The organism is Gaetbulibacter sp. M240, assembly GCF_043876815.1.
GTDB lineage: Bacteria > Bacteroidota > Bacteroidia > Flavobacteriales > Flavobacteriaceae > Gaetbulibacter_A.
In genome coordinates, this window is the sequence record NZ_JBAWKA010000002.1 from 802087 (window position 1) to 819984 (window position 17898).

Below are 17898 nucleotides of genomic sequence, written 5' to 3' on the forward strand. Positions count from 1 at the left end.
TAATTAAGTTCGTATTCAATATGAATTTAATAGGAAAATTTCAATTTGTTTTTCTCAGTGCAGTTTTAACCCTGATATCTTTCTTGTTGCATTTGTATTCTGGATTTACCACAATGATAAATGGAGGTGAGCATTCGGTTTCTAACACTGCCTTAAGCGAAACCATAATTTTACACGCAGAGCATCCTGTTTTTAGTAGAAGAAAAATAACAACAGGTTTAATTGAGACTATTTCTGAATTTTTAAATTTGGATTTAGGGTGGTCCTTTGTCTTTGTAAACTTTTCATTTCTTTTTCTTAGTGGCTTAGGAGTTTATCAACTTTCAAGTCTAATAACTAAGAACAGAAGTGCCTCATTATTTAGTTTATTGATTTATTTTTTCTGTTTTTCTAATATTTTTGCATTTTTCCCACCGGTATATACTTACGATGAACCTATTCAGTATAGCTTCATTTTTCTAAGTTTGATATTATTCTTTAAAAGAAAAATCTGGGCATTTGTATTTACTTTTTCTTTAACACTCCTAGTTCGAGAAACAGCCATAATTCTTCTTCCTGGTTTGTTTTATTATTTTGTTTATGACAATCAAAATAGGTGGAAAAGTGAAATTTCATATTTAAAAATAATTAAAAACTCGCTGGCACTTTTACTACCAGTATTAGTCTATGGGCTATATCTGTACACTTTTTTTTATGATTCTTCGCGTGCTGAATCGTCAAAAGAGTATTTTATTTTAAGGTTTTCAAGAATCGGTTTTAATTTTAGTACGAGCGAGGTTATCATTGAAACCATAGGTTCTTTCCTTATTATTTATTTGATTCCCGTTTATCTTTTGATATTAGCTCTAGGATCCGATTATTACGATGCAAAAATGCAGAAATTTAGTAAAGCGTTTTTATTAAGTTTTTGTCTAAATACCGTTGTTGTACTTTTACTAACAAGGGTTAGAGAGCTTAGGCTTTTGGTTTTACCTTTATTTTTCTTATGGCCTATTTTGGGTGTAGCTTTAGAAAAAGAATTGTCAATAGTGTTGCAAAAACAAAACTATTTGGAAATCTTCTCAAAATTGAAACCGATTTTTTTGTTTGTAATTTTGTCTCTGATTAATTCAGTACTGTCCTTTAACATTTACAGGGTAACGATCGGTCCCGAGATAGGACTCTTCAATCTCTATTTGTTTATTTCCTTAGAAATGATTTTACTTCATTCAATCATGAAGTATTATTTAGCCAAGCGAATCTTAACGTAATTCAGCACCCAATTGTTCTTCAAAACTGGTTTGTAATTTCGACATGATCTTATCTATTTGCTTGTCGGTCAAAGTTTTATTTTCGTCCTGGAAGGTAAAACTCACCGCGTAGCTTTTCTTGCCTTCAGGCAAATTCTTACCTTGATAAACATCAAAAAGATTAACAGCTTTCAACAACTTCTTTTCGGTTTGTTGCGTAATACTGTATATGGATTCAAAGCTTACGTTATCATCCACTAATAAGGCGAAATCACGACGAACTTCAGGGTATTTAGCAATAGATTTGAAAGTTATATTATTCCGTTTAATGATTTCTAAAATGGCGTCCCAGTAAACATTAGCATACAATACTTCTTGAGTAATATCAAAATGTTTTAAAACTGTTTTTTTCACTATTCCAAAATCCACGAGTTTTGATTTTCCTAGTTGCAGCGATAGACCTTCACTAAACACATCATCACTAACAGGATATTCTCTGTATCTTGAAATACCTAAACGCTCCAGTATACTCGTAATAATACCTTTAAAGTAGAAGAAATCACTTTTTTTATTTGGATTTGTCCAGGTTTCTTGATGTTGATCTCCTGTTACAAACAAGGCCAAATGTTTAAACTCTTCACGGCTGTCTTTAAAATTGTGATAGGTTTTACCAAATTCAAAGAGTTTTAGATCGTTTCGTTTTCTGTTTATATTAAAACTTACAGCTTCTAAACCAGAAAACAATAAGCTTTGGCGAAGTACCGACAAATCATTACTTAAAGGGTTTAACATCGTAATGTTATGTTCCTCCTTTAGATCTTCACTTAATGAAATATAATTCGGAGTGGTTAAAGAATTAGAAAGCATTTCAAAAAAACCTTGAGCTACAAGCTGGTTCCCTACAATATTTTGGATCTTATAATCCTCAAATCGGGAAGTTCTTGATATAGAAGCATTCAGTTTTTCTGTAGTCCCTACATTGTTATAACCGTAAACCCGAAGAATTTCTTCTATAATATCAGCTTCACGCTGAACATCATTTCTATACGCAGGAACAGTTAGCCCTAAGCCGGTTTCGGTAACATTATTGACCTTAATTTCAAGTGAGGTCAAAATTTGTTTAATTCTTTCTCGAGGAATTTCTTCCCCAATTAAATTTTTGGCATTATCGAAGCTTAAACGAACTTCAAAATCTTCAATTTTTTTAGGATAAATATCAACGATGTCACTGGTAATTTCACCTCCGGCGACTTCCTGAATGAGCAGAGTCGCTCTTTTTAAGGCATATTCTGTAATATTCGGATCGATACCACGCTCAAATCGAAAAGAGGCATCGGTATTTAAACCATGGCGTTTAGCCGTTTTTCGAATACTCACAGGATTGAAATAAGCACTTTCAAGGAAAATACTGGTCGTTGTTTCGGATACTCCTGAATTTTCTCCACCAAACACACCTGCAATACACATAGGCTTTTCAGCATCGCAGATCATCAGATCATCTTCATGTAATTCGCGCTCTACACCATCTAATGTTGTGAATTTAGTACCCGATTTCAAGGTTTTTACTTCAATGGAATTGCCTGTAATTTTAGATGCATCAAAAGCGTGTAAGGGCTGACCTAACTCATGTAAAACATAGTTTGTAGCATCAACCACATTGTTAATAGGCGTTAATCCTATGGCTTTTAATCGGTGTTGAAGCCATTCCGGGGATTCCTTAACTTTCAATCCAGAAATGGTGACCCCACAATAACGCGGTGCAAGCTCCTTGTTTAAAACTTCAACATCAATTTTTAAAATACGACTGTCAATTCTAAAAGAACTAACTGAAGGCGTAATAAGTTCCAGGCTAATATCTTTTTGTAGAAGACCTGCTTTTAAATCACGAGCAACACCATAATGACTCATGGCATCCGCTCTGTTTGGTGTTAATCCGATTTCGAAAACCCGATCGTTTTCAATTTTAAATATATCAGCACATGGTGTTCCCGGTTTAAGATCGTTATCTAGAACCATTATTCCCGCATGCGATGAGCCCAGGCCTAATTCGTCTTCAGCACAGATCATTCCCTGACTTTCTTCACCTCGAATTTTCCCTTTTTTAATGGTCCAGGGCTCACCTTCCGGGGAATATAAGGTTGTTCCTATAGTTGCTACTGGTACTTTCTGACCGACAGCTACATTGGGTGCTCCACATACAATTTGAAGCGAGGTACCAGTACCTATATCTACAGTGGTTAATTTTAATTTATCAGCATTTGGATGTTTTACACATGTTAAAACGTGCCCAACAACAACACCTTCCAATCCGCCTTTAACAGACTGATAGAAATCTAGCCCTTCAACTTCAAGACCTAGATCAGTTAATAATTCGCTGGTTTGTTCGGCGGTCCAATCTGTTTTTAAAAACTGTTTTAACCAGTTGTAAGAAATCTTCATAAATCGTAGTCCTTGGATTTATCGGCAAAGATAAAATAAAGGTGTTAGCATTCAAATAAAGCTAAAATAAAAAACAGGAGGAATCTTTTTTAATTCTGCAGCTATTGTCGTTATTTAGAACTTTCATTATCAAAAGCGTATTTATGAGGTATATTGTACTAGTTATTATCGTTTTATTTTTTGTGAATTGCAATAAAAACACTGAACCTGAAACTTTGATACAGGGAACTTACAAAGGTGTTTTTAAAACTCAGGATGGTCAGGATATTCCTTTTATTTTCGAAGTTACTTCGGATACAAGCCTTACCATTAAAAATGCGAGCGAAAGGGTGGAGGTAAACGATATTCAATATAAAAACGACTCTGTTTTTATTCAAATACCTGTTTTTGAGGGTTTTATTTCCGCTAAGTTAGAGAATAAAATCATGAAAGGAAATTTAATAACACCGAGTCTTAAGAGGTCAATACCATTTGAGTCTGAACCAGATTCTGTTCGTTTCCATGTAGTTGAATCACCCGAATTTGATATTTCAGGAAACTGGGAAACTGTTTTTGGACCTAGATCCGAGGATAATGGGTCTAACGCAAAAGGTATTTTTACTCAGAATGGCGCCAAAGTTTCCGGAACCTTTCGAACCACTACCGGTGATTATCGGTTTTTAGATGGGGTGATGGATGGTAACCAACTAAAATTGTCCACTTTTGATGGGTCTCATGTTTTTTTATTCACCGGAAATGTAACAAATGATAGTATTCAGGGAACGTTTTATTCTGGAAATCATTGGAAGGAAGATTTTGTTGCTTGGCGAAATGAAGATTTTGAATTACCGGACGCTGATTCGCTTACTTTCTTAAAACCTGGTAATAAAACCATTAGTTTTACGTTTCCTGATGGCGAAGGAAATGAACTGAGTTTAGATGATCCACGATTTAAAGATAAAGTCGTTTTAGTTCAAATTATGGGAACGTGGTGTCCAAATTGTTTGGATGAAAGCCGTTTTTTAGCAAAATATTATCAGGAAAACAAGTCAAAAGGTCTTGAAATCATTGCTTTGTCTTTTGAATATGCTAAAACCGAAGAAGCGGCTTTTACCAATATAAGACGGCTTAAAGAAAATACAGGAATTGATTACCCTGTTTTGTTAGCGCAGTATGGTTCTTCCAGTAAAAATGAGGCGAATGCCAAGTTGCCCATGTTGAACCACGTATTATCCTATCCAACGCTTATTTACATCGATAAAACCGGCGTGGTACGAAAGATACATACTGGTTTTAATGGGCCGGCAACCGGCGAAAAATATGCGGAGTTTACCTCTGATTTAGATAATTTTGTAACCGAATTATTAAACGAGTGATTAAAGTGGGGATAAGTCTTCCAATTTTTCTTCGAATTCGAATTGTAGATCTTCGTGCAAATCTTGTAATACCTTTTTTGCCAATACTAATTGGCGGTTGTATGAATTGCGTAACTGGGAACTTCGTTTTATTGAAGGCTTAAAATCACGTAATTTTTCGCAAAAATAAAGCAGTAATTCCACCTCGGTTTCTTTTTTAGGAGAATAGCGAATAAACTTTTTGACGTTTCTTAAAATTTTACGGACTGATTTTCTAATATAGAAAAAGCTTGCCGTGTTTATGGTTTCAAAGGATTCATCCATATAATTTTTGATGCTAGCCACATAAGAGTCTTCATCAAAAGAGTCAAAAAGTAAATAGGTGAGGAGTTCTTTGTTTTCTTTTTTAAATCTTCCCAATCTTAGGCAAAGCTCTTGTAACTCCTGATTTGTGTGAGAAGATAATTCTTTTTTAATATCTCGAATAGAAGCGGCCTTCATAGCATGGATCGGTTTTGTATAAAAATAAAAAAACCATTGTAAGTACAATGGTTAATCTGTATTTAGTTTTCTATGTTACTTAGCGTAATTTTGGAAAATCTTTCGGATTTACTTCGTGCATTATGTCATAGATAGCTTCAAAAATATCTTCCGCCGAAGGCTTAGAAAAATAATCACCGTCATTCCCGTAAGCTGGTCTGTGGTCTTTCGCCGTAAGCGTTTTAGGTTGGCTATCTAAATAATTGTAAGCGTTTTGCTTATTTAAGATCTCGTTTAGAATAAAACCAGAAGCACCACCAGGCACGTCTTCATCAATAATGATAAGGCGATTTGTTTTCTGAACACTTTTTAGAATGTCTTTATTGAGATCAAACGGAATTAATGATTGTACATCAATAATTTCAATATCAATACCTGCTGCTGCCAGATCCTTAGCCGTTTCTTCAACTAGGCGCAAGGTAGACCCATAGGATACCACTGTAATATCGGTGCCTTCTCTTACGGTTTCCACAACACCAATTGGCGTTTTGATGTCACTTAAATTGGAGGGCATTTTTTCCTTTAAACGGTATCCATTTAGACATTCTACAACCACGGCTGGGTCATCACCTTGCATTAAGGTGTTGTAAAAACCGGCAGCTTTAGTCATATTTCTGGGAACTAGAACATGAACACCACGTATTAAATTAAGAATACCGCCCATTTGAGAACCTGAGTGCCAAATACCTTCCAGTCGATGTCCCCGTGTTCGTATGATTAAGGGTGATTTTTGTTTTCCTTTTGTGCGGTAATGTGTTGTTGCTAGATCGTCACTAATAATTTGAATAGCATACATTAAGTAATCCAAATATTGAATTTCTGCGATAGGACGGAAGCCTCGCAGAGAAAGCCCTATACCTTGACCTATAATTGTTGCCTCCCGAATGCCAGTATCAGCAATGCGTAAAGCGCCAAATTTTTCCTGTAAGCCTTCTAATCCCTGATTTACATCACCAATATTACCGGTGTCTTCACCAAATATCAAGGCTTTTGGATTATTGGAAAATAGAGCGTTAAAATTATCCCGAAGAATAATTCGGCCATCAACAGAAGCTGCATCAGCCTCATAAACGGGCTTTACTTCCTTTATAAGAATGTTTGAACGATTCGTTTCAGAATATAGGTGCGAACCAAATTTTGGCTCTACAATATCATAAGTTTTGTTCAACCAGTTTTTTAAATGGTCTTTTTCTGGAAGGTTTTCACCAATTAGGTATCGAAGTGCTTTTCTTCCATGAGAAAAAATATCTTTTCTGTTTGGCTCATCAATATTAGCCAAACTTTCTTTTAGTTTTTTAATGAAAACGCCATTGACACTTTTGGAAGCTAAATCGCCTAGCATGCCTACAACTTCTTGACGTTCCAGTATAATTGGTTTTAGGAAGGTATTCCATGCATTTTTTCTAGCCTCCCTAACTTCACGTTTTATGTTACGTTCAATTTCTGTAATGGCTTCATTCGTTGCAATACCACTTTCAATAATCCATTCCCGCATTTTAGCGTTACAATCGTGGTCTTTTTCCCATTCCAATCGTTCCGGACTTTTATAGCGCTCATGAGATCCTGAAGTTGAATGACCTTGAGGTTGCGTAACTTCCAAGACGTGGATTAATACAGGTACATGCTCTTCACGAGCTATATTTCCGGCTTCCTGATAAGTTTCTATTAAATTAGCATAATCCCATCCTTTAACACGTAGGATCTCAAATCCTTTTTCGCTCTCAGTTCGTTGGAATCCGCTTAGAATCTCTGAGATATTTTCTTTAGTAGTTTGATATTTAGCTGGTACAGAAATACCATATTCATCGTCCCAAATGCTAACAACCATAGGAACTTGTAAAACACCGGCCGCATTTATGGTTTCAAAAAACACACCCTCGCTGGTACTGGCATTACCTATAGTTCCCCAGGCAACTTCATTGCCATTATTTGAAAATTTTGAAGCGTTTAAATCTTTAAGTTTTCTGAAAAGTTTTGAAGCTTGAGCGAGTCCTAATAATCGCGGCATTTGACTCGCGGTGGGTGAGATATCTGCACTGGAATTATATTGCTTGGTTAAATCCTTCCAGCTACCATCATCATTTAAACTGTGAGTAGCAAAATGACCACCCATTTGACGTCCGGCCGACATGGGTTCATGTTCCAGATCGGTATCAGCATATAAACCTGCAAAAAATTGCTCTGGACTCAACGCGCCAATAGCCATCATAAACGTTTGGTCACGATAGTATCCTGAGCGCCAATCGCCCTTTAAAAAGGCTTTTGCCATGGCCAATTGTGGCACCTCTTTTCCATCTCCAAAAATACCAAACTTAGCCTTTCCTGTAAGTACCTCACGACGACCTAAAAGACTACATTCGCGACTTCTGACGGCAATTTTGTAGTCATTTAAAACTTCCGTTTTAAAATCTTCATAAGACAGGTTGTTTTTCAAATCTGGTAAGTCTTGCATTTTTTATTATGCTTTGGCACGCGCAAAAGTACTTAAACTTTATCGTTTTTGCAATAATTATTGGATAGTAATTCTTAGAATATAATTAATTATTATGAATTAAACGAATTTATTTTATCGATTTTACATCTAAAAGTTCATTTTACTGAAATTAATGAAATATTTAGTACCATCTGCGGCGAAACAGACCAAGTAAAACTTGGGGATCTACAGTGAATTTAAAGCGAATTTTTTCGCTGTAATTCGGCTGACTTATTTCCCAGCCTAAATTGGAATAAACAGGGAAATATATTTCAAAATAATCTGTAACCAAATTGAGACGTATTCCGGAATCGTATGCAATAAACGGATCGTTAAATTTATTTTTAACCACACCCAGGTCACCGTACATTAAGACATATTTCCATAGCGTGGTGCTCATGTTCAAAGTGCTTATCCACTGATTAGCATATGGCGTTTCTAATTTCGATTTAAAGCCACCTTCAGCATCTATGTACTGCTGACTGAATATACCGGAAGCCTCTGAACGCCCCAAATAATTATAGTCAAATAAATAATCTGTAGGTCTATCTAGCGCAAAACTGAAATAATCGGAATCCAACGCATTGTTATTTTTTAAGAAAAAACCAGTGAATGAGCGTATATTCAACTGCCGGTTATTCTCAAACAAACGACGGTATTCATAAGTAAAGGAAAGTTTACTGAACTTTTCTCCTAATTGAAAGTCGGTATACCATTTATTAAAGTGAATTAAGTTATCATTTGAATAAACATATCGCGCGTTGAATACCCCATAATTTGGCTCATTGGCAGTGAGTATATTATTAGCGTCCCTGTCCCGATGTATATCGATGTACCTTAAGGTAACTAACTGGCGTTTATTCGATCTAAAATCGTCGTCTTCCCGAAAGGTTAATTTAACAACGGGCGAAAACTGGCGAACAAACAAATCCTCGGCGTAGGAGGAATATCCGAATCCTGCACCATAAGTAATGTCATATAAATCTGAATCTTCCAAATAATGGGTCATAGAAACAAATCCGGATCCTGTAATAGATTTTGATTGTAAAGAATATTTAGGTTCTAATTTATAATTCAGACGTTTACGTAAAAGTGTTTTGTTGTATGCCCGAAGACCTAAAGTTAATCCGTCATAAATATTATTAAACTCAATAACCGGCATAAAAAATAGCTGATTATAGTAGGGATCTTCAACATCCTGAAAAACACGAATTTGAAGTGGTTTGTTATTAAAAAAGAAGCCTCGGAGTGATTTCCAATTATCCCTGAGATTGATCTCAGGAATAACTTTGTTGTAATTCAGTACAAGCTGATCAGCGTTCTCCCTTGGGATCGTCATTGTTTTGGATGAATCGATATTCTCTATCCAGCGTTTGGAGACGATCGAGTCGTTGTTAAGTGTGTAAAGGGACACAGGTACGTTAGTGTTCCGTTTGTTCTTTATTGTAAAGGTGATGGAATCCTTTGTCTTTTTAACCTTCTGTATTTTGAAATCGATTTTCTTTCTGGTGTTTATAAAATCATTAAAAAACCAATCAATATCTTTCGTGGTTCGCGATTTCATAAAGGTTTCAAATTCTTGAGTTGAAGTGGGCTGTAATTTATGGTAATATAAAAAGTCTTCAATCGCTGATTCCAGAGTATTGCTGTTCACAAAATCATCTAAATATTTAAATCCAACACCGGCCTTGTATTTATTCGCAATATTATTATTGAATTTAAGCAGTGAATCTTTAGCCATAGATAATGGCTGATCTCTATTAGTACGCGCCATGAGCATAAAACCCAATACATATTTATCATTGAAGCGCATGTCAGCGGCATGAAAGGAGCGAACGCCCCATAAATCGGCAATAGAACCAAGGAATTTCATATCCGGATAATATTCATCTACATAATTCATCATGTAAAAAATTTGAATACCATCTAGTAGCCATTGGTCTTTTCTTGGGTTTATAAGCAACGTATTCTCCAGATAATTATTTAGGGCAACTTTTAGAACTTTTAATTCATACTGAAAATGATCGGGATATGGTTTTATGAATTTGGGTAAAAAATTTAAACCATAAATTGGGTTTTTATCATAGTCGATTTGTGAAATAAGCAATTTTCGGAATGGATATTTTCCAAAATTATTGAACAAATATTTACTGATACGTTCAGTGATCAAAACCTGATCTAAAACCGGCAGATCTTTATCTGGAATACTTGATATCAAAGAAAAGTCATCGCCTTTTATTCTATTGAATCGCGGTTCTTTGGTGAGAAATAATTTGGTGCTAATTCTATCCTTACCCTCCAGAATTTGAGTTTTTACACTATCCCGAACTTTATTTTTTACTTTATCCAGCGCCGAGGTCAATTCATAGTATTTAGGATAATATACTTCCATATTTATATCAGCTTTTGGAATGTATAAATCATCTAGACCCTTGTTACTGTAATAATGCCAGGAACCATCATATACAGCAGGAGTTATATACCAATATCGTAAATTATAATCGCCTAAATCTGTTACTCCATAACTTGTAAATTTATTGTTTGGAATTTTCACCACATACTGAAGGTCTAGTGTATAACTTTCACCGGGCTCTACAGGTTGGTTTAATGTTACTTTTAAAACATCAATTTGATCTTCCAATGAATTGAATTCCACTGGAACACTATTCTGTTGCAGAGCCGTTATTACGGAATAGCCCCGATCTTCGCTTTTGGCCAAATGAAAATCATTAATAAATTCCTCAGCAATACGAGTAGCTAATGCAGTTTTTTTGGTGGCGTAACTATTAGGCCAATTATTCAGGTAAATAATACTTAATGTATCTTGAGAAGTGTTTTGATACGTTATTTGTTGCTGGATCTTTATGGTATGGTCCTGCGCGTTGAAATCAGCCTTCAGGTCGATTTTATTCTGACCAAAGCTTAAAGCACTAAAAAGTATAAATACAATAAGATTATAGTAACGTAATTTCAACTTTAAGTAACGATTTAGGTAATATCTAGCAATTAAGGCTTTGCAATATAATGAAATAACTAGTAGAAAATTTCATTTATAGAAAGCTTAACAATAATTACGAAATTTTTAAGAAAAGGGTTTAAAAATTCGGACTCAAACCGGATTGTTCATAGAAGGAGTTAAGTATGTCAATAACCTCTTTTGAACTGTCGACAAGATGAATTAAATCCAGATCTTTTTCACTAATATTATTATTGGATTTTAATAAAGTGTTTTTAACCCAGTCCATCAAGCCTTCCCAAAATTCAGTTCCAACAAGAATTATGGGGAACTTTTCAATTTTATGTGTTTGGATCAACGTCATGGCTTCAAAAAGTTCATCTAAGGTTCCAAATCCCCCCGGCATAACTACAAAACCTTGCGAATACTTAACAAACATTACCTTTCTTACAAAAAAGTAATCGAAATCAAGACTTTTATCATGATCAATATATGGGTTATCATGCTGCTCAAAAGGCAGATCAATATTCAATCCAACTGAAGTACCGCCACCTAAATGCGCTCCTTTGTTACCAGCTTCCATAATTCCGGGACCACCACCGGTAATAACGCCGTAACCAGCTTCAACAATATTTTTAGCGATTTCTTCAGTAAGTTTATAATATTTTTGGTCAGGTTTTGTTCTGGCAGAACCAAATATGGACACGCAGGGCCCAATTTTGCTCATGTTCTCAAAACCATAAACAAATTCTCCCATGATCTTAAAAATAGCCCAGGCATCATTGGTCTTAATTTCGTTCCAGCCTTTCGGGTGGTGTTCTCCTCTCATTTTCTTATTCGTTTTATGCTAATGTAACTCTTTTTCCAAAAACTTAGCGGTGTAACTTTTTTTGTGTTTTATGATATCTTCCGGTGTTCCTTCTATTATAATTTTACCACCTCCTTTACCACCTTCATATCCAATATCAATAATATGATCGACGGTTTTTATAACGTCCAGATTATGTTCAATAATGAGTACTGTATTTCCTTTGTTTACCAATTTATTCAATACCTGCATCAACACTCGAATATCTTCAAAGTGCAGTCCTGTAGTGGGCTCATCCAGAATGTAAAAGGTATTTCCGGTATCACGTTTAGATAATTCGGTTGCCAGTTTAATACGTTGTGCCTCACCACCAGAAAGGGTGGTGCTTTGCTGTCCCAGAGTTATATAGCCTAAGCCCACATCTTTGATGGTTTTTAATTTTCGATGAATTTTCGGGATATGTTCAAAAAACTCCACGGCTTCATTAATGGTCATATCTAATACATCACTAATTGACTTTCCTTTGTAGCGAATTTCTAGGGTTTCCCGATTGAAGCGTTTCCCCTGACAGGTTTCACATTCCACATAAACATCGGGTAAAAAATTCATCTCAATAACCCGAACACCGGCACCTTGACACGTTTCACAGCGCCCTCCTTTAACATTGAAACTAAATCGTCCTGGTTTGTACCCGCGGATCATAGCCTCCGGTATTTTTGCGAATAAAGAACGAATTTCACTGAAAGTTCCAGTGTATGTCGCCGGATTACTTCGCGGTGTACGTCCAATGGGTGATTGATTAATGTCGATAACTTTATCCAAATGTTCTAAACCTTTAATGCTCTTGAAAGGCATTGGTTTTTTAACGCCGTTAAAGAAATGAGCATTTAAAATAGGGTAGAGCGTTTCATTGATCAATGTTGATTTTCCACTACCGGAAACACCGGTAACACCTATCATTTTTCCTAGTGGAAATTTTACAGAAACATTTTTGAGGTTGTTACCTGTACAACCTTTGAGCTCTAAAATATGGCCGTTACCTTCCCGACGCATTTTAGGCACTTCAATTTCTTTTGTACCATTTAAATAATCAGCGGTTAAGGTTTGGTGTTCTTTTAGTTCGTCTGGAGATCCGATACTAATAATTTTCCCTCCATGTTTTCCTGCTCTCGGTCCAATATCAATAACGTAATCTGCGCGTTCGATCATGTCTTTATCGTGCTCCACAACAATAACCGAGTTTCCGATATCTCGGAGAGCTATAAGCGAATTTATCAATTTTTCATTATCACGCTGATGCAGGCCAATACTAGGTTCATCTAAAATATATAATACACCAACCAACTGCGAACCAATCTGTGTTGCCAACCGAATACGCTGGGCTTCACCACCGGAAAGGGATTTAGAGCTACGATTAAGACTTAAATAATCCAAACCAACATCCAATAAAAACTGAAGACGTGTTTTTATTTCTTTCAATACTTCCTCGGCAATTTTTAATTGTTTTTCAGAAAGGTTTTTATTCAGGTTTTCAAACCAATCTGCTAATTCTATGATATCCAATTGCGCCAATTCGGCAATATTCTTATTGTTTATTTTAAAGTAAAGCGATTCCTTTTTAAGGCGGGTGCCCTCACAGACAGGACAGGTAATTTTGTCCATGTAATTTTTAGCCCAACGTTTTAAAGAAGTGGTTTCAGCAGATTTATATTGATTTTCAATAAAATTAGCAACACCTTCAAAATCGATATTATAGTTTCGAGTTACGCCAAGAGTTTTACTTTCAACAGTGAACTTTTCATTACCTCCAAATAGAATCATGTTTTTAGCTTCCTCAGGAATATCCTTGTATGGGTCACTCAATTTAAAATCATAGCGTTGTGCAATGGTTTCAAACTGCTTGAATATCCAACTCTTTTTTTCTGGACCGTGAGGGGCTAAGGCACCATTTTTAATTGAAAGTGATGGATCAGGAACAATTTTTTTCACATTCACTTCATACAATTCGCCGATGCCATTACAGTGATCACAGGCCCCTTTTGGGGAGTTGAATGAAAAATTATTCGGCTCCGGGTTTGGGTAGGAGATCCCACTACTAGGACACATTAAATTACGACTAAAATAACGTGTTTCTTGGGTGTCCTGATCGATTACGAGCAAAACATCATCACCGTGATACATGGCTGTATTGATGGTTTCCGTGAGTCGTTTGTCATTATCGGCACCTTCATCAATTTTGAGGCGATCGATCACGATTTCAATATCGTGAGTTTTGTAACGATCCAATTTCATACCCTTAACCAAATCCCGAATCTCACCATCGGTGCGAACTTTCACAAAACCTTGTTTGGCGATTTGCTCGAACAATTCGCGGTAGTGTCCTTTTCTGGATCGTACAATCGGTGCCAGCACATTGATTCGTTTTTCCTTAAAATCCTGTAAGATCAATTCTTTAATTTGCTCATCGCTATAGCTCACCATTTTTTCACCCGTGTTGTAGCTATAGGCGTCACTGGCTCTGGCAAAAAGCAATCGCATGAAATCATATATTTCTGTAATAGTACCTACCGTAGATCGCGGCGATTTACTGGTTGTTTTTTGCTCGATGGCAATAACAGGTGATAGACCATCAATTTTATCAACATCCGGCCGCTCTAAACTTCCTAAAAACTGACGGGCATAAGCTGAAAATGTTTCAATATATCGGCGCTGTCCTTCTGCATAGATTGTATCAAAGGCAAGAGATGATTTACCGCTACCTGAGAGACCCGTGATTACCACCAATTTCTCTCTAGGGATAGAAACATCAATGTCCTTTAAATTGTGAACACGAGCACCTTTTACTTCAATAAATTCGTCAAATTTGGTCATAAATCAGCAAAAGTGCAAAGGTACAATTTTAACTGTTAAAAAGCTGTGAAGTTTTATTTTGGTTTTTAAAGCTTGAGCAATATTTCTGCCTTTTTTTGGTAGTGTTAGTCACTTGTTTTTATATCAGTATTCTCAATCCCAAAGATCAAAAACTTATGAAAAGTAGGTAGTTGCGCTCCAGTTTGAGTTGTAGTCCAGTCGCTCCATGAGGCTTCTAATCCGTCTATTGGAATAATGGAAACCCACATTTTAAAGGCCGTTGGTTTAAAGTCCTTATCCAGGATCCATAAATAAGAATCCCCGGGGGTGGTACCGCCGGAGGTATAGGTTACGAGGAGTCCTGTTTTGTCTGATGTAAGATCAATTTTTTGTCGTTTTGTACCGGGGTCGAATACTTTATAAGGCGCAACTAACCAGAAAGAGTCATTATTGTAGTATTTTAAAGCTTTAGCGATATACTCTTTAGCCAAGTCGCTGTCTAGAGTGAAACCATGCACAAAAGCTTTACTTTTATCATGATCTTTGAGATCTAGAACCACCTTATAATCCTGCCATTCTACAGCGCAGGTATTTTTTTCTTTATTCCATTTATAATGTCTTCGGTTTTTAAAGGTCCATTCAATAATTACAGTATCCTCAAACGCTTTGTAGTCTAGGGCTGTCAACATATTTTCGGCTAAAATATCGGCTTGTTCGCCTGAAATACCTTGAGGCAACTCCTCGTCATATTTGAAATATAAAAATCCAAATAGGAGCAGACTTGGCAGCGTTAAAAAGATAACGATACCACCGATAATTTTTAGTGTTTTTTTAAAACTCATGTTCTAAGTCCCTTGGAAAACAGGTTAATAATGTTACAAAGTATTAAATAGTATTAAGTTGCTAAAGGAAAATAATTAAAATCCGACAGCAGTATCATCTCCTCGATGATCTGCACCGCCCTCTAACCGCTTATCAGGTAAAATACGTATAGCATCGACCTTACCAATAACAGGTGAATCCTTTTCATTTGTTGTAAAACCCCGTTTCTGAAGTTGTTTTATTATTTCAGGGTCAAAACTATTGGGTTCCATCCTGATCTCATCCGGTAACCATTGATGATGAAACCTAGGTGCGTCAACTGCTTCTTGCATCGTCATATTATACTCGTGAACATTTAGTATCGTTTGTAAAACAGAGGTAATTATAGTCGATCCTCCCGGTGATCCAACAACCATATATAATGCACCATCTTTTTCAACGATAGTTGGAGTCATAGAACTGAGCATACGTTTTTCAGGCGCAATGCTATTGGCCTCTGCCCCAATTAACCCAAACATATTGGGTGTTCCAGGTTTGCTACTAAAATCATCCATTTCATTATTCAGAAAAAAACCAAGTTCTGAACAATACAATTTCGATCCATAAGCACCATTTAAGGTGGTTGTAACGGAAACGGCATTTCCAAATTGATCTACTATCGAATAGTGGGTTGTTTCATTACTCTCAATAATTTCAATGTCACCATGCGAGACTTCTTCAGATGGCGTTGCTTTTTTAAATGAAAAACTGTTCATGCGTTCATTTAAGTAGGTATCATCCATCAAGGTTTTTAGTGGCATTGTAGCAAAATCAGGATCACCCAAAAAGTAATTTCGGTCTGCAAAAGCACGGCGTTCTGCCTCAGTAATAACCTGAATAGATTTTACGGTATTATGGCCGTATTTATCCAGGTTATAAGGTTCGATCATTTTCATGATTTCTGCCAAACAAACACCTCCACTTGATGGCGGAGCCATTGAAATAATCTTTAAGTTGTCATAATTGAATTCAATCGGGTGGCGCCATTTTACTTCATATTTAGCCAGATCATCCAATGTTATGATACCACCTTGACTTTGAATAAATGAGACAAGTGTTTTTGCGGTTTCACCCTTGTAGAATTCATCCTGACCATTTTCTAAAAGGCGTTCTAAGGTAAGTGCTAGAGCAGAATATTTTATTGTATCATTAGTTTTCCAATCATATTCCAACGGAATTGAATCTTTATTCACCAGACGAAAGAAAGGCTGGTATTTTTTTATTCGGGCTTCCTGTTTCGATGTTACCACAACACCTTTTTTGGCTAAAGCGATAACAGGTTGAAAAATGGATTCCAGTGGAAGCGATCCAAATTTCTCGTGTACTGCGAATAGACCTGCTACACTCCCCGGAACCCCTATAGCCATTGAGCCCAAGGTGCTTTTATCGGGAATAATATCACCGTTCTCATCCTGATACATTTTTTTAGTAGCGAGCAACGGTGCTTTTTCCCGGAAGTCCAGACCTCCGATTTTTCCATCGTTCTTTCTGTAAACCATAAAGCCACCGCCACCAAGATTACCTGCAAAAGGGTAGGTGACGGCAAGGGCTAAACCAGTGCCAACCATGGCATCAAAAGCATTGCCGCCTTGTTGTAAAATATCAGAGCCAATTTTTGAAGCCTCCTCACGAGCCGAAACTACCATGGCACGATCGGTCACTAAACCTAGAACAGGTTCTGCTTTTTCTTGTTTTTGGCACGAATAGGCGAGAATAAATAGAACAAAAAGAAAATAAATCAGTTTTTTCATAAAACACGATTGTTTAATTCGATTAATTTTTCATTTGAAAAATGACGCAGCTCCTCAAAAAAGTGGGTAAATTCAGTTTCAAATTCCTCATAAAATATTTCAAGTTCGTTTACGGCACGATCCATTCCCGATTTATTTTTGGTTCGGCGATTCATGCCATGTAATACTCGTGATATCCCATCGATAGATGCATAACTTAGCAACCAATTATCAGTCAGCATATATGGCATCATTTTTTGAATGCGTTCAGGTAAGAGATCATAATAATTTTCCAAAGAATCATAAAAATCATTTACATAAGGTTCCAAGGGAATGTTCGAATAACGTTCCCAATTTTTAGCCAAAAAATGATCGTATAAAATATCGACGATCACACCGGAATAATGTCCGTACTTTGGGTGTAAGCGTTTAGTACTTTTTCTTACCGTTTCATGAGCATCGGTAAAGGTGTCGATATGGCGGTGCAGTAAAATTCCAATTTGTAGTGGCTTTTGGAATTTTTTATAGCGTTTCCCTTTGATACCATCGGCCATAAAGTTACCAATCGTTATTAGTTCGTCATCTCCTGATAAATAAATATGAGCCAAATAATTCATTATGGAAATTTACGAATTCCCCGCTAAGAATTACAAGTTTCTAATTGTATATTTGTATCAT

Annotated in this window: 11 protein-coding genes; 2 read left to right on the top strand and 9 right to left on the bottom strand. The window is 36.2% G+C overall.

What is annotated here, in order from left to right; all coding sequences use genetic code 11:
* Positions 1-20: 20 nt before the first annotated feature.
* The gene (locus V8G61_RS09125) at positions 21-1250 is read left to right on the top strand and encodes a hypothetical protein (protein WP_394875258.1); all 1230 of its coding nucleotides are present in this window, start codon (positions 21-23) and stop codon (positions 1248-1250) included.
* Here V8G61_RS09125 and pheT read toward each other — a convergent pair.
* Positions 1242-3668 carry a phenylalanine--tRNA ligase subunit beta gene (gene pheT, locus V8G61_RS09130; RefSeq protein ID WP_394875259.1) on the bottom strand — a complete coding sequence of 809 codons (2427 nt, stop codon included), beginning with the start codon at positions 3666-3668 and terminating at the stop codon, positions 1242-1244. The genes V8G61_RS09125 and pheT overlap by 9 nt on opposite strands.
* Positions 3669-3811: 143 nt before the next feature.
* Between pheT and V8G61_RS09135 the strand changes: the two genes are divergently transcribed.
* Positions 3812-5023 (top strand): peroxiredoxin family protein, encoded by a 1212-nt coding sequence (locus V8G61_RS09135; RefSeq protein ID WP_394875261.1) that lies wholly within the window; start codon positions 3812-3814, stop codon positions 5021-5023.
* Here the strand turns inward: V8G61_RS09135 and V8G61_RS09140 are convergent, their stop codons facing one another.
* The 8 genes from V8G61_RS09140 to V8G61_RS09175 all read right to left on the bottom strand — a co-directional run bounded on the left by V8G61_RS09140 (position 5024) and on the right by V8G61_RS09175 (position 17837).
* Positions 5024-5503, bottom strand: coding sequence for a hypothetical protein (locus tag V8G61_RS09140; RefSeq protein WP_394875262.1), 480 nt, complete (start codon positions 5501-5503; stop codon positions 5024-5026).
* A 79-nt stretch (positions 5504-5582) separates the two neighbouring features.
* A complete protein-coding gene (locus V8G61_RS09145) occupies positions 5583-7994 on the bottom strand; it encodes a thiamine pyrophosphate-dependent enzyme (RefSeq protein ID WP_394875263.1) in 2412 nt (803 codons plus the stop codon).
* Between the two features lie 163 nt (positions 7995-8157).
* On the bottom strand, positions 8158-10989 hold the full coding sequence (locus V8G61_RS09150) for a metalloprotease (protein WP_394875264.1): 2832 nt from the start codon (positions 10987-10989) through the stop codon (positions 8158-8160).
* Between the two features lie 121 nt (positions 10990-11110).
* A complete protein-coding gene (locus V8G61_RS09155) occupies positions 11111-11800 on the bottom strand; it encodes a TIGR00730 family Rossman fold protein (protein ID WP_394875266.1) in 690 nt (229 codons plus the stop codon).
* An 18-nt stretch (positions 11801-11818) separates the two neighbouring features.
* Positions 11819-14650 (bottom strand): excinuclease ABC subunit UvrA, encoded by a 2832-nt coding sequence (gene uvrA, locus V8G61_RS09160; protein ID WP_394875267.1) that lies wholly within the window; start codon positions 14648-14650, stop codon positions 11819-11821.
* Between the two features lie 104 nt (positions 14651-14754).
* Positions 14755-15471, bottom strand: a complete 717-nt coding sequence (locus tag V8G61_RS09165; RefSeq protein ID WP_394875268.1) for a hypothetical protein — start codon at positions 15469-15471, stop codon at positions 14755-14757.
* Between the two features lie 75 nt (positions 15472-15546).
* Positions 15547-17241 (bottom strand): gamma-glutamyltransferase, encoded by a 1695-nt coding sequence (gene ggt / locus V8G61_RS09170; RefSeq protein WP_394875269.1) that lies wholly within the window; start codon positions 17239-17241, stop codon positions 15547-15549.
* Positions 17238-17837, bottom strand: a complete 600-nt coding sequence (locus V8G61_RS09175) for an ACP phosphodiesterase (protein ID WP_394875270.1) — start codon at positions 17835-17837, stop codon at positions 17238-17240. Before V8G61_RS09175 ends, ggt begins: the two co-directional genes overlap by 4 nt.
* Between the last annotated feature and the right edge of the window lie 61 nt (positions 17838-17898).